Here is a 26931-nt window from a genome sequence, read left to right as displayed (position 1 = left end):
CGCCACCGGAGCGGGAGCCCGCCACCGGGGCGGAAGCCACCGTCCCGCTGGGGCCGGACTGTCCGGCTCCGTCGGCATTCCGTGTCCAGCGGATGTCCCTGTGTCTGTCGATGAGGAGCAGCAGCATGACGTATGCCCGGAAGGTCGTCCTGGTCACCGGGGCGAGCAGCGGTATCGGTGAGGCGACCGCGCGTCGTCTCGCCGCCGACGGCCACCGTCTGCTGCTCGGTGCCCGGCGCACGGAGCGGCTCGACGCGATCGTCGCGGAGATCGGCGCCTCCGGTGGAACGAGCGCCGCGCACCCCCTGGACGTCACGGACGCGGCGGACGTGCGGTCCTTCGTCGCCGCCGCGCGGGAGAGGTACGGCCGGGTGGACGTCCTGGTGAACAACGCCGGTGTCATGCCGCTGTCGGAGCTGGGCCAGGGGCGTACCGGGGAGTGGGAGCGGATGCTCGACGTGAACGTACGCGGCGTCCTCAACGGCATTGCCGCCGCGCTGCCCGTCATGCGGGCGCAGCGGAGCGGGCACATCGTGAACATCGCATCCGTCGGTGCCTACGAGGTGTCCCCGACCGCGGCGGTCTACTGCGGGACCAAGTTCGCCGTACGGGCGATCACCGAGGGCCTCCGCCAGGAGTCCGGCGGAGAACTGCGGGTCACCCTGGTCTCCCCCGGGGTGACCGAGTCCGAACTGGCCGACGGCATCACCGATCCGGTGGCCCGGGAGGCGATGAAGAGCTATCGGGCCGTCGCGCTCCCGGCCTCGGCCGTGGCCGGGGCCATCGCGTACGCGGTCGACCAGCCGGACGCGGTCGACGTCAACGAGATCGTCATCCGTCCGACGGGCAGCGCCCAGTAGCCGCCGCCCCCTGCACGTACCGACCATCGCGCGACTCCGGAGAGGAAGGCGGCCCATGCCGCAGACGGACGGAAACGGAAACGGAACACCTGAGCCGGATGAGGGCCTGGAGCGACGGCTCCGGGCCCTGGAGGACAAGGAGGCCCTGCGGGATCTGCTGATGCGCGGCTGGCACGCCCTGGACCGCAAGGACTGGGCGTCCTGGTCGGCCTGCTGGGCGCGGGACGCGGTGCTGCGCTTCGGGCCGTGGGAGGAGATCCACGGCAGGGAGGCGATCGCGGCCAGGGTGCGGGAGGCGGAGGCGCCCTACCCGGCCATGCAGCACCACATCCTCAACCTGCACACCGAGGTGGCGGGTGACCGGGCCGCCGGAGCGGGCTACATGTGGTTCGTCGCCGTGGACGCACCCGGTGCCAGGTCGGAGCCGTACGCGATGGGCGGCCCGTACGCGTGGGAGTTCCACCGCACCGGATCCGGGTGGCTGCTGGCCCGCCAGGAACTGGGCGTGTGGTGGACGAGCGGCACGGACACCCGGGGCGCCTTCCGGTGACGTCAGCGGGCGGCGGTCTGGTCGGGGAGCGGTACGCGTTCGACCAGCTCCCCGACCGCGACCAGGTCCAGGAACGCGCCGACCCGCACCACCCGGTCGCCGCGCAGGGTCATGACCCAGCAGTACTCGTTGTGGTACGCCACGCCGTCGAGGGCGGTCGCGTCCGCTTCGAAGTGGACGACCACGGTGTTCCGTTCGGCCCACATGTCCTGGATCCGCATGAGCAGCGGGGTGGAGAGGCGGTCCAGTACGGGGGCCGACCCCTCGTCCAGGAACTCGCGCTTCCCCCGGTAGGTGCGGCCGTTGACGATCGACCACACGACATCGTCGGCGAGGATCTCGTACACGCTGCCGCCGCTGTTCTGCCGGGCGAAGGCCCGCCGCAGGAGCGCCTTGTTCCGCTCGCGCCGGTCCTCCCGGCCGGGCGGGGCGGCCGCCTGGACGGGGGTGGTGGCGCCGACGAGGGCTGCGGAGGCCGCGAGTCCGCCCAGCAGGGCGGTGCGGCGGTTCGGTCGGTCCATCGTGCGTCTCCTTGCCGGGCGGGGGCGGGGGAAGGTCTGGCCCTCGCCATGCTTCCGGCAGGGGACCTTCACCTACCAGGCCGTGGCCTTCCTGGGTGCGCGGTTCCCAGCCACGGCAGATACCCGAGCCCTGGGGCACCGGATAGCTGGGCCCCAGGGGCCCCAGGGCACCCGAGCCGCCGGGGCCCCGGGCACCCGAGCCCCGGCCTGCCGGCCTCCGCGCCCGGTGTGGCGTCCCGCCCACGCAAGGCCCGTGGCCCCCGAGCTGCCGCACCCGTGCCCGTACGGCTCACTCGAAGAACTTCAGGCTCCACCCCGTGTCCGTGTTCGGCCCCGGGACGTTGGCCCGGGAGTACGTGGTGTTGCCCCACCAGGCGAACGTGCCCGTGTACCAGTGGCGGTTGGCCCAGGAGTACGGGGTGCCCTTCGGGACCGCGTGGAACATCGACGGGAACCTGGGGCCCGCCGGCGGGCTGGTGTCGATGTCGCCGTGCAGCAGGACGAAGGTGTGGTGGCCGGGCCCGTTCACGTACAGCGTCGGGTCCCAACCCGCCATCATCGTCGACCGGTTGGAGCCGAAGAGGCAGCCGTTCGACTTGTACCAGTCCCATACGTACGTGGGGTCGCCGCCCTTGCGCAGCCGCAGATCCGCCAGACAGTACTGCTCGCTCCAGCTGCCGTTGGCCGAATAGACGATGTGCAGCTGGCCGTTGGGGTCCTTGATGGCCTCCGGGCTCTCGTTGATGAACGGGTTGCCCACCACCCGCTCCCAGCTCTCGCGCGGCTGGGAGATGACGTACCGGGCGCCCGTGGGCTGCGTGGGGCTGCTCATCCGGGCGATGTAGAGGTTCTGCTCCACGTTCGTGTCACCCGCCCAGCCCGACCAGACGAACCAGCGCTGCCCCTCGAACGTGAACAGGGTGCCGTCGATCGCCCATTTGCCGTCCGGCAGGGCGAGTTGCGTCTCGGCGCCGTAACCGCTGTCGGGGGCGGCGGAGCTGATCACGAACATGCGGTGCGCGGCGCCCCGGCCGGCCGTGAAGTAGATGTAGTACCGGCCGCCGTCCATCACGATCTCCGGCGCCCAGACCTCGCCCCGGTCGCGGGTGTCCGCCCAGACCTGGCGTGCGGGGGCCGTGGCGAGGCCGTCCGTCGACGACGCCTGCCGTACGGCGATGCCTCCGCCGGTCGACTGCACGCCGATGTACGTGCTGCCCACCCTCAGCACACTCGGGTCGGCGGCCCGCAGGCTCGTCTGGCCACGCGGAGCCAACTCGGCCGCACGTGAGGCGCCTTGGGCCGTGGTGGGGGCGGACAGGAACAGCGTGGCGGTGAGGGTGGCGGCCAGGGCCAGGACGCCGAGGGCGGAGAGGGTGGTGGCGGCCGGGGTGGAAGAGCGGCGGAACGGTCTCATGGGCGGGCTCGCTCCCGTGTGTGCCTCCGAGGGGGGTGGTGCGCGGGCAGGGCGGGCGGGGGTGAGCGGCGGAGGCTGCGGGGTGGGGGGCCGCCCTGTCCGGTGTGCGCTTCCGGTGTTCGCGTATCCGGGGCGTGCGTCCGGGGTGGCTTTCTATCGTTGGAAGAGCGCTCTCACAGCATCCCGGCGGGGGGTGGGGGTGTCAACGAGCCATGCGGGGCCGGATCGTGCGGGGTTGGATCGTGTGGGGCGGGACCGTTCGGGGTGGTGGTCGGCATGGGCGTGCGCTTCCTCGGTGCCGTACCGGTCCTCATCCCGACCACCACCCGTCCCCCGCGCTCGTGTACCTGCCGAAGGGCTCAGTCCGGAGTGCCGGAGGAACCTGAGGTGCCCGGGGTGCCTGAGGCGCCCGGGGTGCCCCGGGTACCCGAGGGGCTCGCGCTCCCCGTCAGCCTGGCCAGGTACTCCCCGGCCGTCAGTGCCGGGCGGGTGAGTGGTGCCGCCTGGCCCGCCCAGAGCGCGGCGAGATCCCGGCGGTCCTGGGCCGCCGCCGCCGTCCGGAGCGGCTGCATCAGCAGGCTCTGGAGCGGGTACGGCGGCACCTCTCCCTCGTACGCCGCCATCTCCCGTACGAAACGGTTCGGGATGCCCCGGGCCGGGCGGCCCGAGTAGAGGCGGGTGAGCACCGTCGTCCGGGCCTCCGGGCTGTGCAGCGCCTCCTTGTGGACGGCCGGTGCGCCGGACTCCGCCGTGGCGAGGAACCCCGTCCCGACCTGTACGGCGTGCGCCCCCAGTGCCAGCGCGGCGGCCACGCCCCGGGCGTCCGCGATGCCGCCCGCCGCGACCACCGGCACCGACACCGCGTCCACCACCTGCGGCACCAGCGAGAACGTCCCCACCAGCGACTCCGCCACCGGCCGCAGGAACGCCCCCCGGTGCCCGCCCGCGTCGCTGCCCGACGCCACGACCACGTCGACGCCCGCGGCCTCCAGCGCCACGGCCTCGTCCACCGTCGTCGCCGTACCGAACAGCACGATGCCCCGCCGTCGCGCCTCCGCCACCACCCGTACCGGCGGCACGCCCATCACGAAGCTGATGACCGGGGGCGCCGAGGCCAGCAGGGCGTCGACCTGGTCGTCGAAGGAAGGGTGGCTCTCCGCGTGCCCTCCGTCGTGGGGCGCCGGGAGGCCGAGTTCGTCCGCGTACGGGATCAGGCGCTCCGCGTGCGGTGCCGCCTCCGCCGCCCGGAAGGAGGACCGCTCGCCCTCCTGCGGGACCCAGAGGTTCACCGCGAACGGCCGCGCCGTCGCCGCCCGCAGCCTGCCGACCACCTCCGTGATCGCGTCGGGCGTCATGATGTGCGCCCCGAACGAGCCCAGCCCGCCCGCCTCGCTGACCGCCGCCGCCAGCGCGACGGTCGACAGCCCGCCGCCGAACGGGCCCTGGACGACCGGGAGCCGGAGGTCCAGCAGCTCTTCCAGCCGCCCCGCTCCCGTACCGCCGGCGCTGCCCGTGCTCATGCCGGCCCCGCTCATGCCGGCCCCGCTCATGCCGCGGCCAGGTGCGCGGCGGCCTCGCGGCCGTGGGCGAGGCGGAGGGCGGTGCGGGCGACCCGGGCGCCGAGGTGGTGTGCCGTACGGAGGTCGGATTCGCCCGGCGCCCGGTCCGGGCCCAGGTCGGCGGGGGACTGGGCCATCGCGCCGAGGAAGCCGCCGAGGCGGTTCGGTTCGTCCGGGGTGCCGGTGGAGGTGTAGAGCCAGCCGGGCAGCAGGCCGAGGGAGACCCAGTGCATGCCGTGCTGGCCGGCCAGGACCGCCATGGAGAGCAGCGTGTTGTCCTTGTTCCCGTTGAGACCGGCCGAGTTGGTGAAGCCCGCCGCGAGCTTGTCCTGCCAGCCGCGCGCCGCCCAGATCGCGCTGCTCGCCTCCGCGAACTGCTGGAAGACGGCGGAGGTGGCGCCCATGTAGGTCGGGGAGCCGAAGACGATCGCGTCGGCCGCCTCCAGGGCCGCCCAGAGGTCGGCGTCGAGCGTGGTCACGTCCCGGAGGTCCGCCGCCGCCCCGGGGACGGAGTCGACGCCCGCCGCGACCGCCGCCGCCTGGCGGGCGGTGTGCCCGTAGCCGCTGTGGTAGGCGATGGCGACGGAGACGGGGGCGGAGGACGTCTCGGATGGTGCGGGTGTCCTGGCTTCGGACATGGGGGCTCCAAAGATCGACGGCGGGCTGGTCCCGCCACCGGTGATGACTCTAGACGACCGGTCAACTAAAAATCACCCCCGGCCCTCCCGGGTGATAGTTGACCGGACGTATACTCGCTGCCATGGGACGTACCAGCACCGCGAAGGAACGACTCGTCGGCGCGGCCGAGGAGCTGATGCGCGGCCGTGGCTACGGCAGCCTCGGCGTCGCCGAGATCTGCGCCAGGGCGGATGTGCGGAAGGGCAGCTTCTACCACTTCTTCGCCTCCAAGCAGGCCCTGACGGTCGCGGTGATCGACGCCTATTGGGACAGTCAACGGGACTGCTGGCATGGTGAGTTGAGCGGCGAGGGTGCTGCTCTGGAGCGACTGGAGCGGCTGCTCGCGGCCATGACCGGGGTCCAGCGGCGGGCGAAGGAGGAGTCCGGCGCGGTCGAGGGCTGCATGCTGGGCAACCTCGCCCTGGAGCTGAGCACCCAGGAGCCGGACGTGCGGGCCAGGCTGGAGGAGGTCTTCGACGAGCAGATCCGCCTCGTGGAGGGCGCGCTCGTCGACGCGGCGGCCGAGGGGTCCATCCCCGCCGGGCGCGCCGGGCGGGAGGCCGCCCAGGCGGTGATCTCCCAGCTGGAGGGGATGGTCCTGCTGGCCAAGCTCAAGAACGACCCGGCCGTCCTGGACGGCCTCTGGCCCCACACCCTGCTGCTGCTCCAGGCCGCCGATCGTTCGTAGGGGCCGCGCGGGTGCCGTAGCTGTCGCAGCTGTCGCAGCTGTCGCGCCCGTCGTGCCTGGGCCGCCGGCCGTGCTGGCCTACGCTCCCGACCTCTCGCCCACCGGCCGCCTGCGCAGCGGGAGTTCGGTGAGGGACGGCGGGGTCCAGGCGCCGTCCGGCGGGTAGACGTCCGTCCCCGGGGGAACGATCGCGTCGATCCGGTCCAGGGTCTCGTCGTCCAGCGTCAGCGAAGCGCCCTTGAGCAGGCTCTCCACCTGGTCCATCGTGCGCGGGCCGATGATCACCGAGGTGACCGCCGGGTGGGCGAGGGGGAACGCGACGGCCAGCTCGGGCAGCGTGGTGCCGATGCTCTCGGCCACGGCCACCAGCTGCTCCACCACCTCCAGCTTGGCGGCGGTGAGCGGGGACGACGGGTCGAAGCGGTGGGGTTGCAGGGCCGCGCGGCCGGTGGACAGGTCGATCGTGCCGCCCCTGCGGTACCTGCCGGTGAGGAAGCCGGAGGCCAGCGGGCTCCAGGTGAGGACCCCCATGCCGTACCGGCGGCAGACAGGCAGCACCGACTTCTCGATGCCCCGGGCGAGGATCGAGTACGGCGGCTGCTCGGTCCTGAAGCGCCCCGACCCCCGCCGCTCGGCGGTCACATGGGACTCGACGATCTCCTCCGCCGGGAACGTCGAGCAGCCGAACGTACGGATCTTGCCCTGCCGTACGAGATCGGTCAGCGCGGACAGGGTCTCCTCGATGTCCGTCGTGTGGTCCGGGCGGTGGACCTGGTAGAGGTCGATCCAGTCGGTGCCGAGGCGCCGCAGGCTCTCCTCGACCTCCTTGACGATCCAACGCCGGGAATTGCCGCCCCGGTTGGGTCCCTCGCCCATCGGGAAATGGACCTTCGTGGCCAGGACGACGTCGTCACGACGGCCCTTGAGCGCTTTGCCGACGATGACTTCGGACTCGCCGGAGGAGTACATGTCCGCCGTGTCGACGAAGTTGATGCCCGCGTCCAGGGCGGCGTGGATGATCCGTACGGAATCGTCGTGGTCGGGATTGCCCACCGCGCCGAACATCATCGTGCCGAGACAGTGGGCGCTCACCTCGATTCCGGTGCCGCCGAGTGTGCGATAACGCATGTCCCCGTTCCTCCCTTTCCCGTTCCCGCGGTTCCGCCGCCCGCTGTCGGACGGCCGTGCTTCGCGGCACTTTAGGACCTGGAGCGCACTCCAGGGCAAGGGAATGGAGAGGGCGGTGAGGAGAGGGCGTGCGTACGGGAAAGGCCCCGCCGCGGTGCGCGGCGGGGCCTTTCCGTTCACGGTCGTACGCCTCAGGCGTCGGCGCCCGCCGTGCGGCGGCGGGTGATGAACACCGCGCCCGCGCCGAGCGCCACGGCCGCGCCGGCCGCCAGGGCGAGCCGGGCGGTGGCGTCGGACGAACCGGTGGCGGCGAGGGTGCCGTTCGTGGTGGTCACCGGGACACTCGAACCCGAGCCCTGCGGGGTCACGCCGGAGCCAGCGGCGGGGGCGGTCGTGCTCGGCTCGGGGGACGGTTTGGTGACGGGCTTGGCCGCCGCCTTGATGGCGAACTCGTTGACGGCGGCGTCGGGCGTCAGGCCGCAGGAGCCGTCCTCGTTGAAGTAGTCACCCGCGATGAAGGTGAGCCCCTGGCCCGCCGGGGCCTTGGCGTCGACGTCCAGGCGCAGCTTGATGTCCGCCTGCTTGCCCTGCTTCAGCGCGCCGATGGCGTCGATGTAGAGGTCGCCGTCGACGTTCTGCCACTTCGGGGAAGCGGCGGTCGACCACTTCAGCTCCAGGTACTTGGCGATGTCCTCGGCGCCGTCCTTGTCGGTGGCGTGGACGCTCGCGTACGTGAGGACCTTCTCCAGGTCCTTCCCGGTGTTGTTGGCCACCCGGACCGAGAAGGTGGTGACGGTGCCGGCGGTGACCGTGTCGGGCAGGCCCGTCACCGTCGTGGTGAGGCCGGGGTCGTCGACGCACTCCTCGCCGCCGCCCTGGTTCTCCTCCTCCTTGGCGCGCTCCACGGCCGCGTCGGCGGCCGCCTTGGCGGCACGGGTCTCCTTCACGGCCTCCCGCGCCTTGTGGAGGACGCGGAACGCCTCGGCCCGCGCGTCCTCCACAAGCTTCTCGGCGGCCTTGGCGTCGGTCTCGGCGGTGAGGTGGGCCGCCGCAGCCTTCTCGGCCGCGGTCGTGGCATCGGCGAGGGCCTTCTCGGCGGCCTTCCGCTCCTCGTCGGGGGTGGTCTCGGTCAGCTTGCCGAGCGCCTCCTGCGCCTCCTTGACCGCCTTGTCGGCGGTGCCCTTCGCCACTGCGGCGTCGTCCGCGGCCTTCCGGGCGGCCTTGGCCTCCACGGCGAGGGGAGCGGTCTCGGAGGTCGCCGCCTGCACCGCCGCCTCCGCGGCCTTCTCGGCGGCGAGGGCCGCGTCGTACGCCTTCCGCGCCTCGGCCGCCGCCTTCTCGAGTTCCTTGAGGGTCGGCTTGTTCTGTGCCTGAGCCTGCTTTTGTGCCTGTGCCTGTGCCTGTGCCTCCGCCGGGGTCTGCGTCTGCCCGGCGGGCTTCGTGTCGGCGAATGCCGGGGTGACGGAGAGTATGACGGCGGGCGTCGTCACGGCGGCGACGACGGCCGTAGCGAGAATGCGGCGAATCTTCACATGGGCCCTTTGGGTTCGGGACGAAGAATGGGGAGCGGCCCTCCCGGCGGCAGGATCACGCGCGGGTGGCCTGTGGTGATGGTATGGCGCACGTGCGAACGTACGGTGGGAGTTTTCCGGCCGGTACGGGCGGACAGGTGGTGCTGTCGACAGACAGAGAGAGCGAAAAGGGACAGTTGCTCTCCGGGGCTGTGCTTTTCCTGTGATCAACACCATGGAAAAGGGATGCCGGGTGGCGTGGCGCCGGTGCACCCGCATTCCCTTCCCTTTATCCGGAGTGCGGCATTCGGGTATCCATGATTCCGCTTATTCGCGGGTTCGCGGGTTTGCGGGCCCCGGCAGGTCCCGTGGGTCGTGTCGGCGTACGTCTGTGGGCGGGCGGGCGGGCGGGCTGGCGGCCGGGCCGCTCCGGTCGTGGTCGCTCCTCTTCCCCGCCCCGCACCCCTTGTCTGATGGTCCGTCAGGTATGACGATGGCGGCTGCCGTGACCCGGGGCGGCGGGGATCGCGCCGGGCCGGACCGAAGGGAAGGAGGCCACCGTGCCGAACCCGGGACCGCAGCCACCACCGCCACCCTCACCACCGCCGCCGCCGTTCTCACCCTCACGGCCGCCCGACGGGAACCAGCCGCTCCGGCCGGTGCCCGGCGGGAGGCTCCCGTACGGGATGCAGCTCCCGATCCAGTCGCAGAGCGCCCTCTACGCCGAACCCTGGGAGGCGTCCGCCGCCCCCGCCGACCTCGCCCGGATCGCCCGGGCCGCCGACCGCTCCGGCTTCGCCTACATCGCGAGCTGCGACCACATCGCCATCCCGCGCCGCCTCGCGGAGGGGATGAGCACGGTCTGGTACGACCCCGTCGCCACGCTCTCGTACCTCGCCGGGATCACCGAACGCGTCCTGCTGCTCAGCCATGTCGCCGTCGTCGGGCTGCGCCATCCGCTGATCACCGCCAAGCAGTACGCCACGCTCGACCACCTCAGCGGCGGCCGGCTGATCCTGGGCGTCGGGGCCGGTCACGTACGGGAGGAGTTCGAGGCGGTCGGGGCCGACTTCGACGGGCGCGGTCCGGTCCTCGACGAGACCATCGACGCGCTGCGGGCGGCGCTCGGGCCGGAGGAGTACCCGGAGTTCGCGGGGGAGCGGTTCTCCTTCGGCGGGCTGGGCCAACTGCCGCGCCCCGCGCAGGAACGGGTGCCGGTCTGGGTGGGCGGCTCCTCGCCCGCCGCCGTGCGCCGGGCCGCCGTGCGGGGGGACGGCTGGCTCCCGCAGGGCGACCCGCGGGACCGGCTGCCCGCGCAGATCGCCCGGGTGCGCGCCCTGCGGGCGGAGGCGGGGGTCGAGGAGCCGATCGTCATCGGCGCGATCACCGAACCGCTGTACGTCGGTGAGCCCGGGTGGCCCGTCGGGCGGCGGACTCTCGCCGGGAAGCCGGAGGAGCTGGCCGCGTCGCTGCGGGAGTACGCGGCGATGGGCGTGCACCAGATCCAGGTGCGGTTCCGCAGCCGGAGCGTGGCCGAACTGACCGACCAGATGGCGGCGTTCGGGGCGGACGTGGCCCCGCACCTCGACCGGTCCGACCAGTAGGGGAGAGCGGCATGGGCAAGCTGGACGGGCGGGTCGTCCTGGTCACCGGGGCGGCGCGCGGGCAGGGCGAGCAGGAGGCGCGGCTCTTCGCGGCCGAGGGGGCGCGAGTGGTCGTCGCGGACGTTCTGGTCGAGCGGGGGGAGGCGCTGGCAGAGGAGTTGGGCGAGGAGTTCGGGGCGGGCCGCGCTCTCTTCGTCCGGCTGGACGTGGGGCGGGAGGAGGAGTGGGCCGCCGCCGTCGCCACTGCGAGGGACGCCTTCGGGAAGATCGACGGGCTCGTCAACAACGCGGGCATCCTGCGCTTCAACGAGCTGGTCAACACCCCGCTGGCCGAGTTCCAGCAGGTGGTGCAGGTGAATCTGACGGGTGCGTTCCTCGGGATCCGGGCCGTCGCGCCGGAGATCGAGGCGGCGGGCGGCGGGACGATCGTCAACACCTCCTCGTACACGGGCCTGACGGGTATGCCCCTGGTGGGCGCGTACGCGGCGACCAAGCACGCCGTCCTGGGGCTCACGAAGGTGGCCGCCGTGGAGCTGGCGGGCAAGGGGGTGCGGGTCAACGCCATCTGCCCGGGGGCGATCGACACGGCGATGAGCAACCCGGCCCGGCTGGACCCGGACGCCGACCTGAGCACCTCGGACGCGGCGCTGGAGGCGTACTACCGGAAGCTCGTGCCGCTGGGGCGGATCGGGCGGCCCGAGGAGGTGGCCGCGCTGGCCCTCTTCCTGACCGCCGAGGACTCCTCGTACATCACCGGGCAGCCGTTCGTGATCGACGGGGGGTGGCTGGCCGGAGTGAGTCCGTTCTGAGCCGGACTGCGCGCGGTGCGGGCACCGTATCTGACGGAGCGTCAGCTATTGACGGGCCGCAGCGGCGGTGGAACAGTCGGTCGCATCACAATCTGACGAAGCGTCAGAAATCTGCCGGGGGGCCCGGCAGGACTACTTCAGGCTTACGTGAGGACGGTGAACCTCCGTGGAATTCGGGCTCTTTGTTCAGGGGTACGTGCCCGCCGCGCGCGCGAAGGCGGATCCCGAGGCAGAGCACAAGGCGCTGATCGAGGAGACCGAGTACGTCATCCAGGCGGACAAGTCCGGCTTCAAGTACGCCTGGGCCTCCGAGCACCACTTCCTGGAGGAGTACTCGCACCTCTCCGCCAACGACGTCTACCTCGGCTATCTCGCCCACGCCACCGAGCGCATCCACCTCGGCTCGGGCATCTTCAACCCGCTCGCGCCCGTCAACCACCCGGTGAAGGTCGCGGAGAAGGTCGCCATGCTCGACCATCTCTCGGAAGGGCGCTTCGAGTTCGGCACCGGGCGCGGGGCGGGCAGCCACGAGATCCTCGGGTTCATGCCGGGCATCACCGACATGAACCACACGAAGGAGCTGTGGGAGGAGACGATCGCCGAGTTCCCCAGGATGTGGCTCCAGGACGAGTACGCCGGCTTCCAGGGCAAGCACTGGTCGCTCCCGCCCCGGAAGATCCTGCCGAAGCCGTACGGGGGCGCGCACCCGGCCATGTGGTACGCGGCCGGGTCCCCGTCCTCGTACGCCATGGCGGGGAAGAAGGGGCTCGGCGTGCTGGGCTTCAGCGTGCAGAAGGTCTCCGACATGGAGTGGGTCGTCGAGTCCTACAAGAACGCGGTCAAGGACGCCGAGCCGGTGGGGGCGTTCGTCAACGACAACGTGATGGTGACCTCCACGGCCATCTGCGCCGAGACGCACGCCAAGGCGGTGGAGATCGCGGTGGGCGGGGGGCTGAACTACCTCCAGTCGCTGCTGTTCCGCTACCACGACACGTTCCCGCGGCCGGAGGGGATTCCGGAGTGGCCGCAGCTGCTGCCGGAGTACACCGAGGAGATCGTCGAACTCCTCATCGCGGAGGAGCTGATGATCTGCGGGGATCCCGGCGAGGTGCTGGAGCAGTGCCGGAGGTGGGACCGGGCGGGGGCGGACCAGCTGAGCTTCGGGCTGCCGATCGGGATCAGTCCCGAGGACACGATGACGACGATCCGGCTGATCGGGGAGCACGTGATCCCGGAGATCGACACGGACCCGGTGCACCGGACCTCGCGGATGCGGGCCGCGGCCGGCTGATCCGCCTGCCCCGGGCCCCCACCGGGGCTCCGCCCCGAACCCCGCGCCCCGAACCCCGCGCCCCGAACGCCGGCGGGGCCGGAACCGGGCGGCGGCTTCCCGGACCGTCGCCCGGCGAGCCGGGGCACGTACCGCGGCCAAGGCGTACGTGCCCCGGCTGTCCCACCGAGCCGAAGAAGGAACCCACCGGAAGGGACTCCGTCATGCTCGACCACCTCATCCGCCGCGCGACCGTCGTGGACGGCACCGGCGGGCCCGCGTACACCGCCGACGTCGGCCTCCGCGGCGGCCGGATCGCCGTCATCGCCGAGCCCGGCACCGTCGCCGAAGAGGCCGTGACCAGCGAGGACGCCGACGGGCTGGTCCTCGCCCCCGGGTTCGTCGACCCGCACACCCACTACGACGCCCAGCTCTTCTGGGACCCGTACGCCACCCCCTCCATGAACCACGGCGTCACCACCGTCGCGGGCGGCAACTGCGGCTTCACCCTCGCGCCGCTCCACCCCGACCGGCCGGAGGACGCCGACTACACCCGCCGGATGATGGCCCGGGTCGAGGGCATGGCCCTCAAAGCCCTGGAGGAGGGCGTCGACTGGTCCTGGTCCGGCTTCCGGGAGTACCTGGACGCCCTCGAAGGGCGGATCGCCGTCAACGCCGGGTTCATGGTCGGGCACTGCGCGCTGAGGCGGTACGTCATGGGAGCGGACGCGGTCGGCGGGCAGCCCACCCCCGCCCAGCTGGACGCCATGCTCGCCCTCCTCCACGACGCGATGGACGCCGGGGCCTGGGGGCTCTCCACCACCCAGTCGTCCACGCACTCCGACGGCGACGGCGAACCCGTCGCCTCCCGGCACGCCCGCCCCGAAGAACTCCTCGCCCTCTCCCGGGCGGTCGGGGAGCACGAGGGGACTCAGCTGGAGGCGATCGTCGCCGGGTGCCTGGACCAGTTCTCCGACGCGGAGATCGACCTCCTGGTCGACATGAGCGCCGCCGCCGGGCGCCCGCTCAACTGGAACGTGCTCACCATCGACGCCGCCGTCCCCGAACGCGTACCGCGCCAGCTGATCCCCAGCGAGCGCGCCCGCGCGGCCGGGGGCCGGATCGTCGCGCTCACCATGCCGATCCTCACGCCGATGAACATGTCCCTCGGCACCTTCTGCGCCCTCAACCTCATCCCCGGCTGGGGCGAGATCCTGGCCCTCCCCGTCCCCGAGCGGATCGAACGCCTCCGCGACCCCGCCACCCGCGCCGGGATGCTCCGCCGCGCCGCCGGCAAGGAGGCCGGGGTCTTCCGGCGCCTCGCGGACTTCGGCCGGTACGTCATCGGAGACACGTACAGCACCGCCAACGAAGGGCTCACCGGCCGGGTCGTCGACGACATCGCGGCCGAACGCGGCCAGGACCCCTTCCACTGCCTGGTCGAGATCTGCGCCGCCGACGACCTGCGTACGGTCCTGTGGCCCATGCCCACCGACAACGACCCGGCCTCCTGGGAGCTGCGCCGCCGCACCTGGGACCACCCGGACGTGCTGCTCGGCGGCTCCGACGCGGGCGCGCATCTGGACCGGATGTGCGGGGCCCCGTACACCACCCGCTTCCTCGGCGACTGCCTGCGCGGGCGCAGGCTCGTGCCGCTGACCACCGCCGTCAGGATGCTCACCGACGACCCCGCCCGCCTCTTCGGCCTGCGCGAACGCGGCCGGATCGAGGAGGGGTTCCACGCCGACCTGGTCCTCTTCGACCCCCAGCGGATCGACGCCGGGCCCGCCACCCTCGTCCACGACCTCCCCGGGGAGAGCCCGCGCCTGGACGCCAAGGCCATCGGGATCGTCTCCGTACGCGTCAACGGGTCCGAGACCCTGCGCGACGACAAGGTGACCGGGGCGGTGCCGGGGACGGTCCTGCGCTCGGGCCGTGACACCCGGACGGTGAGTACGGCGTGAGCGGTCACAGCCCCGGGAGGCTCTTCATCGGCGGCGAGTGGACCGAGCCCGCCGACGGCCACTACGAGGTCGTCGACCCCGCCACCGAGGAGGTCGTCGGCCTCGCCCCCGAGGCGAGCCGCGCCCAGGTGTACGAGGCCGCGGCGGCGGCGAGAGCGGCCTTCCCGGCCTGGTCGCGCACCCGCCCCGAGGAGCGCGCCGCGCTCCTCGACCGCACGGCGGACATCGTCCGGCGCGACTTCGCCGCCCACGCCGAGATCGCCCGGCGGGAGAGCGGGGCCACCGCCTCCACCGCCCGGGGGATGCAGGTCGGGGTCGGCATCGCCCGCTTCCGGCGGTACGCGAAAGGGGCCCTGGAGCCGGTCGAGGAGGCCGTCCCGCCGCAGGTCAACGAGGCCGGGCCGATGGGGAGGGCCGGGATCTTCGGGGCGCTGGCCGTCCGCCAGCCGGTCGGTGTGGTCACCTGCGTCACCTCGTACAACAACCCCTGGGCCAACCCGGCGGGCAAGATCGCGCCCGCCCTCGCGATGGGCAACACGGTCGTCGTGAAGCCCGCCCCGCAGGATCCGCTCTCCGTCTACCGGATGGCCGCCGCCCTCGCGGAGGCGGGCGTTCCGCCGGGCGTGGTCAACGTCGTGACCGGGTCGGGCGCGGCGGCCGGTGAGGCCGCCGTCGACTCCCCGGACGTCGACATGGTCAGCTTCACCGGCTCCACCGCCGTCGGGCAGCGGATCGCGGAGGTGTGCGGGCGCGGGATGAAGCGGCAGCTGATGGAGCTGGGCGGGAAGGGCGCCGCGCTGGTCCTGGCGGACGCGGACCTGGGCTCGGCGGTCGCGGGGATCGGGACCACCTTCTCCTTCTACAGCGGACAGATCTGTACGGCCCCGACCCGCGTCCTGGTCCACCGGTCCCGGTACGACGAACTGGTCGCCGGGCTGGCCGCGTACGCGGACGCGCTCACCGTCGGGGACCCCGCCGACCGGGCCACGGTCGTCGGCCCGGTCATCTCCGCCGCCCACCGCGACCGGGTGGAGGCGTATGTGGAGCTGGGCCGGAAGGAGGGCGCACGGGTGGTCACGGGCGGAGCCCGCCCCGACCGCCCGGCCCGGGGGTTCTATGTGGCCCCCACCCTGCTCGCCGGCTGCACCCCGGACATGCGGGTCGTCCGCGAGGAGATCTTCGGGCCGGTCGTCGTGGTCGTCCCCTTCGACGACGAGGAGGAGGGCGTGGCGCTCGCCAACGACAGCGACTACGGCCTCATCGACTACGTCTGGTCCGCCGACGTGGCCCGCGCGTTCCGGATCGCCCGGCGGCTGCGGTCGGGCGGGGTCGGTGTCAACACGGTCGGGCGGAACATGGAGGCCCCGTTCGGCGGGTTCCGCAAGAGCGGGGTGGGGCGGGACGTGGGCTCGTACGCGCTGCATGCCTACAGCGAGACGCAGGCGATCGTCTGGCCCGGCTGAGACCGTCCGGCCACCCCCGCGGGAAGCGCGCGGGAAATTTTAGAAACGGGTCAAAACGGACAGTGCTGCGATTACCGTACGGCGTCGCCCGCGCGTGACCGCCGTGCATTACAAGGCTTCACGCGCATGTGACCTTGAATTGATGAGGTGTTCACGGGGAAGCGGTCGATGCAACCAAGGGTGAGACGTGGGAGTCTCACGCTCCGGATGTGGATATCGCAGCGCATAACGTCCCTCTCATGACTCAGCTGGACGCGCGGCCTCGGGCCGGAGACACGGTACGGGGAAGTGCCCCGGCCGGCGGTGGTGACGGAGGCGTACGCGGCAAAGGGCTCGGCGGGAACTCCGTCGGCCTGACGGGCAGCGCCGTCATCGGCATCTCCACCGTCGCCCCCGTCTACTGCCTGACCTCGACCCTCGGCTCCACCGCCGGAGAGGTCGGGGTGCAGATGCCGGCCGTCTTCCTGGCCGGGTTCCTGCCGATGCTGCTCGTCGCCTTCGCCTACCGCGAGCTGAACAAGGCCATGCCGGACTGCGGCACCTCCTTCACCTGGACGGTGAAGGCGTTCGGCCCGCGCGTCGGCTGGATGTGCGGCTGGGGCCTGGTCATCGCGACGATCATCGTCCTGTCCAACCTGGCGGGCGTCGCCACCTCGTTCTTCTGGCTGCTGGCGGGCGAGGTCACGGGCAGCCCGTCGGTCGCCGCCCTGGACGACAACAGACTCGTCCACATCGGCACCTGTCTCGTCCTGATCGCCGTCGCGACCGCCATCAGCTACCGGGGGATGACCGCCACCAAGGGCATCCAGTACACCCTGGTCGCCCTCCAACTGGCCGTCCTCGCGCTGTTCGTGACGATGGCCCTGAACAAGGCGGGCAGCGGCGGCGCGGACTTCGCCACCTCGCTCGACTTCTCCTGGTCCTGGCTCAACCCGTTCGCCGTCCAGTCCTTCGCGGCCTTCACGGCCGGGCTCTCCCTCTCCATCTTCATGTTCTGGGGCTGGGACACCTGTCTGACCGCCAACGAGGAGACCACCGGCAGCGACAAGACGCCCGGCCGGGCCGCGCTCATCGCCATGGTCGTCCTGGTCGGCTCCTACCTGGCCACCGCCGTCGCCGCCCAGATGGCCGTCGGCTCCGGCACCACCGGGCTCGGCCTCGCCAACCCGGAGACCGGCGAGAACGTCTTCGCCGCCCTCGCCGGGCCGGTCATGGGCTCCGGGCTCGGCGTGCTGCTCTTCGTCGCCGTCCTCGCCTCGGCCGCCGCCAGCCTCCAGACCACGTTCATCCCGGTGGCCCGCACGGTCCTCGCGATGTCCACGTACGAGGCCATGCCCGCGTCGTACGCCAGGGTCCACCCCCGCTTCAAGACGCCCGGCCGGGCGACGGTCGTGGCGGGCGTCGGGACCGGTGTCTTCTACACCGTGATGACGCTGGTCAGCGAGCACGTGCTGATCGACACCATCTACGCGCTCGGCCTCATGATCTGCTTCTACTACGCGCTGACCGCCTTCGCCTGCGCCTGGTACTTCCGCGCCGAACTCACCCGCTGCGGCCGCGACCTGGTCTTCAAGGGCCTGTTCCCGGTCCTCGGCGGCATCCTGCTCGCCGCGGTCTTCGCCAAGACCCTCTACGACATGTGGGACCCGGCGTACGGCTCCGGCTCCTCGGTCCTCGGCGTCGGCTCGGTCTTCGTGATCGGGGTGGGGCTGCTGCTCCTCGGCGTGGTGCTGATGGTCGCGATGGAGCGCCGCAGCCCGGCGTTCTTCCGGGGCGAGGTGCTCACGAAGGAGACCCCGGCCCTCGTGGTCGAGGACTGAGGTCTCCGGTACGGCGTCGGTCCCGGGTACGGCGTCAATCTCCGGTAAGGCGTCGGTCTCGGGTGCGGCGTCGGTCCTTGGTACGGCGTTGCGCCACGCCGCCCGGCTACGGGCGCCAGTAACCCAGCGCGTTCACCCGGTCCTTGGGCAGGCCCAGCTCCTTGCGGAGGTAGGCCGCCAGGGTCCGGGTGGTCGACGTGTCGCAGGCGACCCAGACGTACGCGTCCGAGTGGTCCTCGCCCAGCAGCCCCGGCAGGGCCGCCTTCACCTCGGCCACCAGGTGCGCCCCGTCCTCGCGGCGCTCCACGTGGTGCAGGGTGTGGTGGGCCTCGTCGAGGCGGAACGGCAGGGTGCGGTCCTCCTCGTGCGCGGTCTCGAACCAGATGGTCGCCGGGGTCGCCGGGACCGCGTCCAGCAGGGAGTTGACCGCGGGCAGCGCCGCCGCGTCACCGATCACGAAGAGCCGCTTCGGCGCCGGGTCGGGCAGCGTGAAACCGGTGCCCTGGAGCGTCGCGTCGATCGTGTCACCGGCCTTGGCCGTCTTCGCCCAGTCGCAGGCAGGGCCCTCGTGGAGGGCGAATTCCAGACTGAAGGTCCCGGCCTCGGGGTCCGGGTCGACCAGAGTGTAGGCGCGCTGATGCGGTTTGCCGGCCTTCTCGAACCAGAGCCGCACCCACATCGTGGGGTGCGCCCCGCCGGTCGCGGCGAGCAGCCCGCCGTCGGTCAGGTGCACCCGGTGGAACCGGTCGGTGACCTGCTCGGCGCCGGTCACGGTGAACGTGAAGTCCCGCCCCCGGAACAGTTTGAGAACGACGCCTTCCCAGCCATGCCCCACGGTGCTCCCCACCCTCTCCTGCTGCCCCGGCCCGCTGCCCTCAGGGTCACTTTGGTTAGGCTAACCTAAATTTCGGGGGCTGGGGAGTGGCCGAAAACCACTGGGAACAGGGGATGGGCAGAGCGATGACGACCGCTGGTGTCGACGGCGAGAGACCGGGTCCGGGCACGTCCGGGGAGTCCGGAGGGGCCGGGGGGTCTGCGGGGGCCGAGGGGATTGGGGGAGCTGGGGGGTCTGCGACCTTCGAGGCCTCCGGGGGTGCCGGGGCCTTCGAGGGCTCCGGGGTCTCCGGGGGCGCCGAGGCCTTCGAGAGCTCCAGGGTCTCGGGGGGCGCCGAGGCCTTCGAGGACTCCGGGGTCTCGGGGGGTGCCGAGGCCTTCGAGAACTCCGGGGTCTCCAAGGGTGCCGAGGCCTTCGAGACCTTCCGGGACGACCGGGGGATACCCCATCTGCGGGCCGGCAGCGCCCTCGCGCTCGCCCGCGCCCAAGGCCACAACGCCGCCCTGGACCGGGCCTGGCAGCTGGAGACCGAGCGCCACCGGCTGCTCGGCACGACCGCCGCGCACCTGGGCGCCGAGGCCGTCGACTGGGACCGGTTCGCCCGGCGGGCCCGGCTCGCCGACACCGCCCGCCGCTGCTACGAGCGGCTGGCGCCCGGGACCGCCGCCTGGGTGCGCGCGTACGTCGACGGGGTCAACGCGGGGCTGCCCGAAGGGGCCGCCCGCGCACCGGAGTTCACCGCCGCCGGGCTCGCCCCCGGCCGCTGGGAGCCCTGGACCCCGCTCGGCGTCTGGCTCTCCACCCACATCCTGTTCGCCGGGTTCCCCACCAAGCTCTGGCGCGAAGAGGTCGCCCGGAGGCTCGGGGACGACCGCGCGACCCTCTTCGCCACCGACGGCCCCGGCACCTCCGGCTCCAACGGCTGGCTCCTGACCGGCGCCCACACCACCACCGGGGCCCCGGTCATCGCGGGCGACCCGCACCGCTTCATCGAGGACCCGGGCGTCTACCAGCAACTCCGGCTCGCCTGCCCCGAGTTCGACGTGGTGGGCCTCGCCGTCCCCGGCGTCCCGGGCATCGCGCACTTCGGGCACGCGGGCGGGGTGGCCTGGGCGATCACCAACGCCATGGCCGACTACCAGGACCTCTACCGGGAGCAACTGCGCCGCACGGCGGACGGCGGGGTGGAGGCCCTCGGCCCGGACGGCTGGTACCGGGCCCACGCCCACACGGAGACCATCGAGGTGGCGGGCGGCGAGCCGGAGCCGGTGGAGGTCGTGGAGACGGACCTGGGGCCGGTGATCATCGGGGAGGTGCCGGGCGCGTCGGATGTGCCGGACGGACCCCATGCGTCGGACGTACCGCGCACGCCGGAGGCGCCCCATGCGTCTGACGCGCCGTACGCGTCGGACGCAGCCCACACGCCGGACGTCACTCACGCGCCGGACGTCACTCACGCGCCGGACGGACCCCACGGGCCCGATGCACCGCACACGCCGGACGGACCCCACGGGGCGGATGCACCGCACACGCCGGACGCACCAGGTGTACGGGGCGACGCCCCCCTCATCAGCCTCCGCTACCCGCCCCGCGTCACCGGGGACCTCGGCTTCGACGTGCTGCCCGCGCTGCTCAGGGCCCGTACGGTCGCCGACCTCGACACCGCGCTGGACGGCTGGGTCGAACCCGTCAACGTGGTCCTGGCCGCCGACACCACCGGGGCCACCCTGCACCGGGTCGCCGGACACGTCCCCGTGCGCCCGTACGCGAACCGGCTCCGGGTCGTCCCCGCGCACGATCCCGCGTACGCCTGGCGCGAGGGCGCCGAGCCCACGCCCCGTACCGAGGTCGACGCCGTCACGGGCACCGCCGTGATGGCCAACGAGCGCGGTCTCGCCGCCCCCCTCGGCATCGAGTTCGCGCCTCCGCACCGGGCCGACCGGATACGGGAGCTGCTGGGCGCGCCCCCGGGCGCGGGAGCGCGTGAGGTCACCGGCCCGCCCTGGTCGGCCGCCGACATGGCCGTCGTGCACACCGACACCCGCCTCGCCTCCTCCCGGCAGCTCCTCTCCCTGCTCGCCTGGGCCCCGGACCTCGGCCCCGCCGCCGAACGCCTCCGGGACCGGCTGCTGCGCTGGGACCGCCACATGGACGCGGACAGCACCGACGCCACCCTCTACTCCCGGCTCCGCGCGGACGTCGTCCACCGGCTGGCCGGCCACCCCGCCCTGCGGCCCGTCACGGGCGAGGCCGACCCCTGGCGCTCGCCCGCCTACCCGCCGCTCTTCCGCCCCTGGCTCGCCGCCGTACCCCGGATCGGCTACGCCCTGGAGACCCTGCTCACCGTCGGACTCCTCCCGTACGAGGAGCGGCTGGCGCTCGTCGCGGCCTCGGCGGAGGCGGTCGCCGCCGTGCAGACCGGGGACGGCCCGCCGCCGTGGGGCGAGGTCCACCGGGTCGCCCCCTGGCAGGCGCTGCCGGACGCGACGCCCGAGGAGGTGTGGCCGGGGCTGGCGGGGGACCACGACTGCGTGCTCTCCACCTCCGGCGTCCCCGGGGTCACCGACCTGTTCGCGCGCGGTCCGGCCGCCCGGTACGTCTGGGACCTGGCCCGCCGTGAGGACAGCCTCTGGGTGGTGCCGTTCGGCGCGTCCGGAGTGCCGGGCTCACCCCACCACCGCGACCAGACCGAACTGTGGGCGAGCGGCCGCCCGGCCCCCGTGACCACGGACTGGAACCTGCTGCACCGCACCGAGGAGACCACCGCCACCATGACCACCACCTCCGGCTCCGACGCCCCCGTCCCCGCCCTGCGCCCCGCCGTGTACGAGCAGAAGGTCGAGGGCTTCGGGGTCGTCCGCCTGGTCCCGGTCGCCCCGGCCGCCGACGAGGAACTGCTGCACGGCTGGGTCACCCAGGAGCGCGCCCGGTTCTGGGGCATGGCCGACCACACCGCCGAACAGGTCCGGGAGATCTACGAGTTCGTCGACTCGCTCCCCACCCATCACGCCTATCTGGCGCTGCGCGACGGCGTCCCGGCCGCGCTCTTCCAGACGTACGAGCCGGACGCCGACCCCGTGGGCGAGTGCTACGACGTCCGGCCCGGCGACTTCGGCATCCACCTGCTGATCGCGCCCGCCGAGGGGGAGGGGGCGGTGAAGGGGTACACGGACTTCCTCCTGACCGCGTTCATCGGGTACGTCTTCAGCGACCCGGCCCGCCGGAGGGTCGTCGTCGAGCCGGACGCCCGCAACGAGAAGGCGCTCGCGCGGATGGTCCGGGTCGGGTTCGAGCTGGGCCCGGAGATCCGGAAGCCGGAGAAGACGGCCCGGCTGGCGTTCCTGACGAGGGAGGCGCTGGGCCTGGCGTGAGGCCCGGACCCGAGGGGCGCAGGCGCGCGGCCTCCGCCGTGGGAGGACCGGTGTGCGAGGACCGGTGTGCGAGGACTGGCGTGGCAGGACCGGCGTGGGCGGACCGGCATGGAAGCACCGCGTCACCCGAAGAGGGGTACGGCTACAGCGGACTCGTCCCGTCCGGGTTGAGTTCGCCGCCCTCCCTGAACAGCCGCCGGGCGACCACGTGTCCGCGCCCGGCGGCCATCCGGAACCACGGTTCGGCGGCCGTCAGCCCCTCGCGCTCCTGGACCAGCCGGCCCAGCTCCCACATCGACTCCACATCCCCGGCCTTCACCGCCTGCCGCAGCATCCGCTCCGCCGCCGCCGGCCGCCCCTGGCTCCGCGCGTCCAGGGCGAGCGTCCGCAGTCCCCGTACGGCACGGGCGTCCCCGGCGGCAGCGGCGGCGGCCAGCGCCTGCGGGTCCGGAGGGCGGCGGTAGCGCTGGGCGACCAGCAGCAGGACACCGGCGACCCACATGATCCAGCTCAGGTTGATCAGCGTGCTGCTGCCCAGGTACACGCCGGTCAGGCTCAGCACCCCGCCCGCGGGCAGCAGGAAGAACCCCAGTCCCATTCCCGTCCCTCCCATCGATCCGTCCGCCGGTCCGGTCCATGTCCGCTCCGTGGCCCAGGCTATGGCCGACATGGTCTCGGATTTCACCGGCGTACGGCTTACCTTGGCCCTTCCCTCAGATGACGGAGGTGCTCTCTTGATGCGGATCGCCACAACCATCTTCCTCACCGACGAGACGGTGACGCCCGTACGCCTGGCGCGCGAGCTGGAGCAGCGCGGGTTCGCCGGGCTCTATCTGCCCGAACACACCCACATCCCGGTGAGCCGCCGTACGCCCTATCCGGCCGGGGGCGAGCTGCCCCGCGAGTACGGCCGTACCCTCGACCCCTTCGTGGCGCTCGGCCAGGCGGCGGCGGTCACCGAGCGGATCGCGCTCGGCACCGGCATCACGCTGGTAGCCCAGCACGACCCGATCGACCTGGCCAAGCAGGCGGCGACCCTGGACCATCTCTCCGGCGGCCGGTTCACGCTCGGCGTCGGCTACGGCTGGAACGTGGAGGAGGCCGCCGACCACGGCGTCGAGTGGTCCACGCGCCGGGAGCTGGTGCGCGACCGGCTGGCGCTGATGCGGGCGCTCTGGTCGGCCGGACCGACGGCGTACGAGGGGGAGTTCGGGTCGGTCGCGGCGAGCTTCGCGTTCCCGAAGCCGGTACGGGCACCGCGCGGCCCGGTCGTCGGCCCGCGCACCCTGATCGGCGGCGCGGCGGGTCCGAAGCTGTTCGCGGCCATCGCGGAGCATGCGGACGGCTGGCTGCCCATCGGCGGCCGGGGGCTGACGGAGGCCCTGCCGAAGCTGCGGGCGGTCTGGGAGGAGGCCGGGCGCGACCCGAAGGACCTCCAGGTGGTGCCGTACGCCGTCCTCCCCGACCCCGGGAAGCTCGCCCACTACGCGGAGCTGGGCATCGAGGAGGTGGTGCTCCAGCTGCCGCCGGCGGGGGAGCGGGAGGTGCTGCGGGTGCTGGACGGCTACGCGGCGTACCTCTGAGGCCCGCCTCTGAAGTCGCACCCGTCCCACGGGCCCGTGCAACCGGGAGCGTCGCCAGGGCATCCTTACTCCCGGGGGATCGTGTACATGGGCGCGGCCCGCACGCGTTTCCGGGCGTGCGGGCGGTGGCCCGGCTGGGTGGGGAGTGGAATGAACAGGCCGTTGCGGCACATAGCCATCTTCTGCGGGCTGCTGGTGCTGGGGCTGCTGCTGCGGGTGAACTGGCTCCAGCAGGTCGACCGGGTGGAGCTGTCCCAGCACGAGCACAACCACCGGGTCCGGTTCGAGCGGTTCGCCACCCCGCGCGGCGACATCATCGTCGGCGGCAAGGCGGTCACCGGCTCGAAGGAGACCGGCAGCAGGGACTACGCCTTCCAGCGCACCTGGAAGGAGGGCCCGATGTACGCGCCGGTCACCGGCTACGCCTCCCAGGCCCAGGGCACCTCGCTGCTGGAGCGCACGTACGACAGCATCCTCAGCGGCCAGGACGACCGCTTCGCCTTCCGGCACGCCAAGGACGTCCTGATGGGGCAGCCGAGGCGCGGCGGCAGTGTGATCACGACGATCGACCCCGACGCCCAGAAGGCCGGCTACAAGGCGCTGACCGATCTGGGCGCCCGGGGCGCGGTCGTCGCCCTGGAGCCGGGCACCGGCAAGGTGCTGGCCCTGGTCTCCACCCCCTCGTACGACCCCGGGGTCTTCGCCGGGATCTCGTTCAAGGAGAGCGACCGCTTCAAGGCGCTCCTCGACGACAAGGCCAAGCCGCTGGCCAACCGCCCGCTGCGCGAGACCTACCCGCCGGGCTCGACCTTCAAGATCCTCACCGCGGCGGCGGCGCTGGAGCACGGGGTGATCTCGGACGTGGACGCCCCGACGAAGGCGGTCTCGCCCTACCCTCTGCCGCTCTCCCGGAACAAGATCGGGAGCGAGGCGGGGGACGCGGTCTGCGACAAGGCGTCGCTGAAGACGGCCATGCAGTACTCCTGCAACAACGTCTTCCTCGATGTGGCCGCCCAGCTGGGCGAGGACAAGATGCGGGAGACGGCGGAGAAGTTCGGCTTCAACGAGGACGTGTACGCGGACGAGTTCGGCGACATGCTGGCCACGAAGAGCCTCTATCCCGAGAAGCTCGACAAGCCCGGCACGGCCCTCACCGGCATGGGCCAGGGCAGCCTGACGAGCACCCCGATGCAGATGGCGATGGTGACGGCGGCCCTCGCCAACGACGGCAAGCTGATGCAGCCGTACATCGTGGAGGAGCTGAAGGGCCCGGACCTCTCCACGCTGGAGACCAACGAGCCGATGGAGAAGGGCCGGGCGGTCTCTCCCGAGACGGCGAGGAAGGTCCAGGAGATGATGGAGCACACCGCGAAGGAGGGCAGCGCGCAGCGCGCCCTGATCGACGGGGTGACGGTCGGCGGCAAGACGGGCACCGCCCAGCGCGGGGTGAACGTGCGCGACGAGGTGCCGTACGGCTGGTTCGTCAGCTACGGCAAGAAGGACGACGGCCGTTCGGTGGCGGTCGCGGTCTTCATCGACCCGACGGACATGGACATCTCCCGCTCGGACATCTCGGGCGGGCGCCTGGGCGCGCCGATCGCGAAGAAGGTGATGCAGGCGGTCCTGGGCAAGTAGGCGTACGGGCTCCTCAGGGGACGGCCCGCCCCGGGATTGGCCGACAATGGGCGGCGCATTGGCCTAGGCCAAGTCGCCTCCGTCCCCGTACCCTCATCCGTAGCCAGTGGCACACGCCCCCCACCCCGGTTGCATGCTGGCGCGGGCACCCCCACCGAACTCTGCCCCGAGCAGCCAGGGTGAACTCCCCCACTCGCCGCCTCCAGGAGGCCACGGTGAAAGTTCGCACCAGAAGCTCGGCGATCATCGGCGCCCTGTTCCTCTCCGTCTCCCTGACGTTCGCCACCGCATCGGCCGACGAGCCCCAGGCACAGCCGGAGGTCGTCCTCACGGAAGTGGCCCGCGCGCAGGGCCCGTCGGCGGGCGCGGCCGGTCCGGACGGCAAGGTCTGGATAGCCGAACGAGCGGGCACAGTAAGGATCTTGGGTGACTACGGCCTGAGCGAGCCGGTGCTCGACATCTCCGCCGAGACCACGACCGACGGCGAACGCGGCCTGCTGGGCGTGGCGTTCGCCCCCGAGTTCACCCACTTCTACATCTCGTACACGGACCTCGAAGGCACCAGCACCATCGACGAGTTCGCCGTGGAGGACGGTGAACCCCTGCCGGACACCCGGCGTACGGTCCTCACGCAGGAGCAGCCGTACCCGAACCACAACGGCGGCGACATCAAGTTCGGGCCCGACGGCTACCTCTACATCGCGTTCGGGGACGGCGGTTCGGGCGGCGACCCGCACGGCAACGGCCAGAACCTCGACACGCTGCTCGGCAAGCTGCTCCGGATCGACCCGCGGGGCGCGGAGCCGTACGCCGTCCCGGCGGACAACCCGTTCGTGGCGGAGGAGGGCGCGAAGGACGAGATCTGGTCCTACGGGCTCCGCAACCCCTGGCGGTTCTCCTTCGACGCGGGCACCGGTGACCTGCTCATCGGTGACGTGGGCCAGAGCGAGTGGGAGGAGATCGACTGGGCCCCCGCGGACAGCGAGGGCGGCGAGAACTACGGCTGGTCCTCGATGGAGGGCAACCACCCGTTCCGGGGCGGCACGGAGCCGGCGAACCACGTGCCCCCGGTCCACGAGTACGACCGCAGCGGCCTGGGCTGCTCGGTGACGGGCGGATTCGTCTACCGGGGCGAGGCGATCGCCGCCCTGGCGGGAAACTACGTCTACAGCGACTACTGCGACGGCACGCTCCGCACCCTGAAGATCGAGAACGGCGAGGTGACGGCCGAGGGCGACCTCGGGGTCCAGGGCGGCGAGGTGATCTCGTTCGTGGAGGCGGGTGACGGGGAACTGTACGTCCTGGCGATCGGCGGCCAGATCAACCGCCTGGACCCGGCGTAGTCAACCGCCTGGCCCCGGCGTAGGAACCCGGGGCCACCCGGCCCCCCTCCGCCCCGCCGGCTCCACCCGGGCCCGGTCCGGTCCCGCCTCCAGCCCTTCCGGCGCTGGAGATGGGACCGGGCTCTCCTCAAGCGCCGTTCGGGCCACGTCAGTCCGTCCTCGAACGCCGGACGGACTGACGTGGCCCGGACGGCGTTCGAGGACGTAACCCTTGCCGGGGCGGGCCCGCACGGGACGTGGTACGCCGGAGAAACCGCAGGGTCCCGCAGGGACTGGCCCCCCGTACGGTTGTGCGATCATCATGTGCGCCCTTCACGCGGCGCTC

21 protein-coding genes are annotated in these 26931 nt (G+C 72.6%); 13 read left to right on the top strand and 8 right to left on the bottom strand.

Annotated elements, in window-relative coordinates:
* Window positions 1–125: 125 nt before the first annotated feature.
* Both ACQ9ZG_RS13435 and ACQ9ZG_RS13430 read left to right on the top strand, forming a co-directional pair.
* Window positions 126–860, top strand: a complete 735-nt coding sequence (locus ACQ9ZG_RS13435) for an SDR family oxidoreductase (RefSeq protein ID WP_109915439.1) — start codon at window positions 126–128, stop codon at window positions 858–860.
* Between the two features lie 55 nt (window positions 861–915).
* Entirely contained in the window at window positions 916–1410 is a 495-nt protein-coding gene (locus tag ACQ9ZG_RS13430; protein ID WP_109915438.1) for a nuclear transport factor 2 family protein, read from the top strand.
* Window positions 1411–1412: 2 nt separating this feature from the next.
* On the opposite strand, the gene ACQ9ZG_RS13425 is transcribed toward ACQ9ZG_RS13430, so the two are convergent.
* The 4 genes from ACQ9ZG_RS13425 to ACQ9ZG_RS13410 all read right to left on the bottom strand — a co-directional run bounded on the left by ACQ9ZG_RS13425 (window position 1413) and on the right by ACQ9ZG_RS13410 (window position 5542).
* Entirely contained in the window at window positions 1413–1931 is a 519-nt protein-coding gene (locus ACQ9ZG_RS13425) for a nuclear transport factor 2 family protein (RefSeq protein WP_109915437.1), read from the bottom strand.
* Window positions 1932–2220: 289 nt separating this feature from the next.
* Entirely contained in the window at window positions 2221–3345 is a 1125-nt protein-coding gene (locus ACQ9ZG_RS13420) for a glycoside hydrolase family 43 protein (RefSeq protein WP_109914574.1), read from the bottom strand.
* Window positions 3346–3704: 359 nt separating this feature from the next.
* The gene (locus tag ACQ9ZG_RS13415; RefSeq protein WP_499280564.1) at window positions 3705–4865 is read right to left on the bottom strand and encodes an NAD(P)H-dependent flavin oxidoreductase; all 1161 of its coding nucleotides are present in this window, start codon (window positions 4863–4865) and stop codon (window positions 3705–3707) included.
* A gap of 26 nt (window positions 4866–4891) precedes the next feature.
* Window positions 4892–5542 (bottom strand): flavodoxin family protein, encoded by a 651-nt coding sequence (locus ACQ9ZG_RS13410; protein ID WP_499280563.1) that lies wholly within the window; start codon window positions 5540–5542, stop codon window positions 4892–4894.
* A 122-nt stretch (window positions 5543–5664) separates the two neighbouring features.
* On the opposite strand from ACQ9ZG_RS13410, the gene ACQ9ZG_RS13405 reads away from it, so the two are divergent.
* Complete coding sequence (locus ACQ9ZG_RS13405; RefSeq protein WP_109917416.1) at window positions 5665–6270, top strand: TetR/AcrR family transcriptional regulator; 606 nt, start codon at window positions 5665–5667, stop codon at window positions 6268–6270.
* A 78-nt stretch (window positions 6271–6348) separates the two neighbouring features.
* Here the strand turns inward: ACQ9ZG_RS13405 and ACQ9ZG_RS13400 are convergent, their stop codons facing one another.
* Window positions 6349–7398, bottom strand: a complete 1050-nt coding sequence (locus ACQ9ZG_RS13400) for an aldo/keto reductase (RefSeq protein ID WP_109917417.1) — start codon at window positions 7396–7398, stop codon at window positions 6349–6351.
* A 191-nt stretch (window positions 7399–7589) separates the two neighbouring features.
* Window positions 7590–8930 carry a peptidase gene (locus ACQ9ZG_RS13395; RefSeq protein ID WP_499280561.1) on the bottom strand — a complete coding sequence of 447 codons (1341 nt, stop codon included), beginning with the start codon at window positions 8928–8930 and terminating at the stop codon, window positions 7590–7592.
* A gap of 665 nt (window positions 8931–9595) precedes the next feature.
* Here ACQ9ZG_RS13395 and ACQ9ZG_RS13390 point away from each other — a divergent pair.
* From ACQ9ZG_RS13390 to ACQ9ZG_RS13365, 6 genes are all read left to right on the top strand, one after another.
* Window positions 9596–10513 (top strand): LLM class F420-dependent oxidoreductase, encoded by a 918-nt coding sequence (locus ACQ9ZG_RS13390; RefSeq protein ID WP_018490036.1) that lies wholly within the window; start codon window positions 9596–9598, stop codon window positions 10511–10513.
* A gap of 11 nt (window positions 10514–10524) precedes the next feature.
* A complete protein-coding gene (locus ACQ9ZG_RS13385; protein WP_109916565.1) occupies window positions 10525–11322 on the top strand; it encodes an SDR family NAD(P)-dependent oxidoreductase in 798 nt (265 codons plus the stop codon).
* A gap of 166 nt (window positions 11323–11488) precedes the next feature.
* A complete protein-coding gene (locus tag ACQ9ZG_RS13380) occupies window positions 11489–12613 on the top strand; it encodes an LLM class flavin-dependent oxidoreductase (RefSeq protein WP_084994577.1) in 1125 nt (374 codons plus the stop codon).
* A gap of 203 nt (window positions 12614–12816) precedes the next feature.
* A complete protein-coding gene (locus ACQ9ZG_RS13375) occupies window positions 12817–14556 on the top strand; it encodes an N-acyl-D-amino-acid deacylase family protein (protein ID WP_109916566.1) in 1740 nt (579 codons plus the stop codon).
* A complete protein-coding gene (locus ACQ9ZG_RS13370; RefSeq protein WP_499280560.1) occupies window positions 14553–16019 on the top strand; it encodes an aldehyde dehydrogenase family protein in 1467 nt (488 codons plus the stop codon). The genes ACQ9ZG_RS13375 and ACQ9ZG_RS13370 overlap by 4 nt, the downstream gene beginning before the upstream one ends.
* A gap of 239 nt (window positions 16020–16258) precedes the next feature.
* Entirely contained in the window at window positions 16259–17839 is a 1581-nt protein-coding gene (locus ACQ9ZG_RS13365) for an APC family permease (RefSeq protein WP_109916002.1), read from the top strand.
* A gap of 106 nt (window positions 17840–17945) precedes the next feature.
* On the opposite strand, the gene ACQ9ZG_RS13360 is transcribed toward ACQ9ZG_RS13365, so the two are convergent.
* Entirely contained in the window at window positions 17946–18674 is a 729-nt protein-coding gene (locus ACQ9ZG_RS13360; protein ID WP_109916004.1) for a siderophore-interacting protein, read from the bottom strand.
* A 125-nt stretch (window positions 18675–18799) separates the two neighbouring features.
* Between ACQ9ZG_RS13360 and ACQ9ZG_RS13355 the strand changes: the two genes are divergently transcribed.
* Window positions 18800–22045, top strand: coding sequence for a GNAT family N-acetyltransferase (locus tag ACQ9ZG_RS13355; protein ID WP_499280558.1), 3246 nt, complete (start codon window positions 18800–18802; stop codon window positions 22043–22045).
* 142 nt (window positions 22046–22187) lie between these two features.
* On the opposite strand, the gene ACQ9ZG_RS13350 is transcribed toward ACQ9ZG_RS13355, so the two are convergent.
* The gene (locus ACQ9ZG_RS13350; protein WP_032755462.1) at window positions 22188–22643 is read right to left on the bottom strand and encodes an SEL1-like repeat protein; all 456 of its coding nucleotides are present in this window, start codon (window positions 22641–22643) and stop codon (window positions 22188–22190) included.
* Between the two features lie 139 nt (window positions 22644–22782).
* Here ACQ9ZG_RS13350 and ACQ9ZG_RS13345 point away from each other — a divergent pair, with 139 nt between their 5' ends.
* From ACQ9ZG_RS13345 to ACQ9ZG_RS13335, 3 genes are all read left to right on the top strand, one after another.
* Window positions 22783–23628: an LLM class F420-dependent oxidoreductase gene (locus tag ACQ9ZG_RS13345; RefSeq protein WP_109915302.1), complete on the top strand. Its 846-nt coding sequence runs from the start codon at window positions 22783–22785 to the stop codon at window positions 23626–23628.
* Between the two features lie 150 nt (window positions 23629–23778).
* The gene (locus ACQ9ZG_RS13340) at window positions 23779–25263 is read left to right on the top strand and encodes a peptidoglycan D,D-transpeptidase FtsI family protein (RefSeq protein WP_026237879.1); all 1485 of its coding nucleotides are present in this window, start codon (window positions 23779–23781) and stop codon (window positions 25261–25263) included.
* Window positions 25264–25478: 215 nt separating this feature from the next.
* The gene (locus tag ACQ9ZG_RS13335; protein WP_109915301.1) at window positions 25479–26606 is read left to right on the top strand and encodes a PQQ-dependent sugar dehydrogenase; all 1128 of its coding nucleotides are present in this window, start codon (window positions 25479–25481) and stop codon (window positions 26604–26606) included.
* The last annotated feature ends 325 nt before the right edge of the window (window positions 26607–26931 follow it).

This window comes from Streptomyces araujoniae (assembly GCF_050871195.1).
Classification (GTDB): domain Bacteria; phylum Actinomycetota; class Actinomycetes; order Streptomycetales; family Streptomycetaceae; genus Streptomyces; species Streptomyces bacillaris.
Note: the sequence above shows the minus strand (reverse complement) of the source record. Positions and strands in the feature narration are given on the sequence as shown.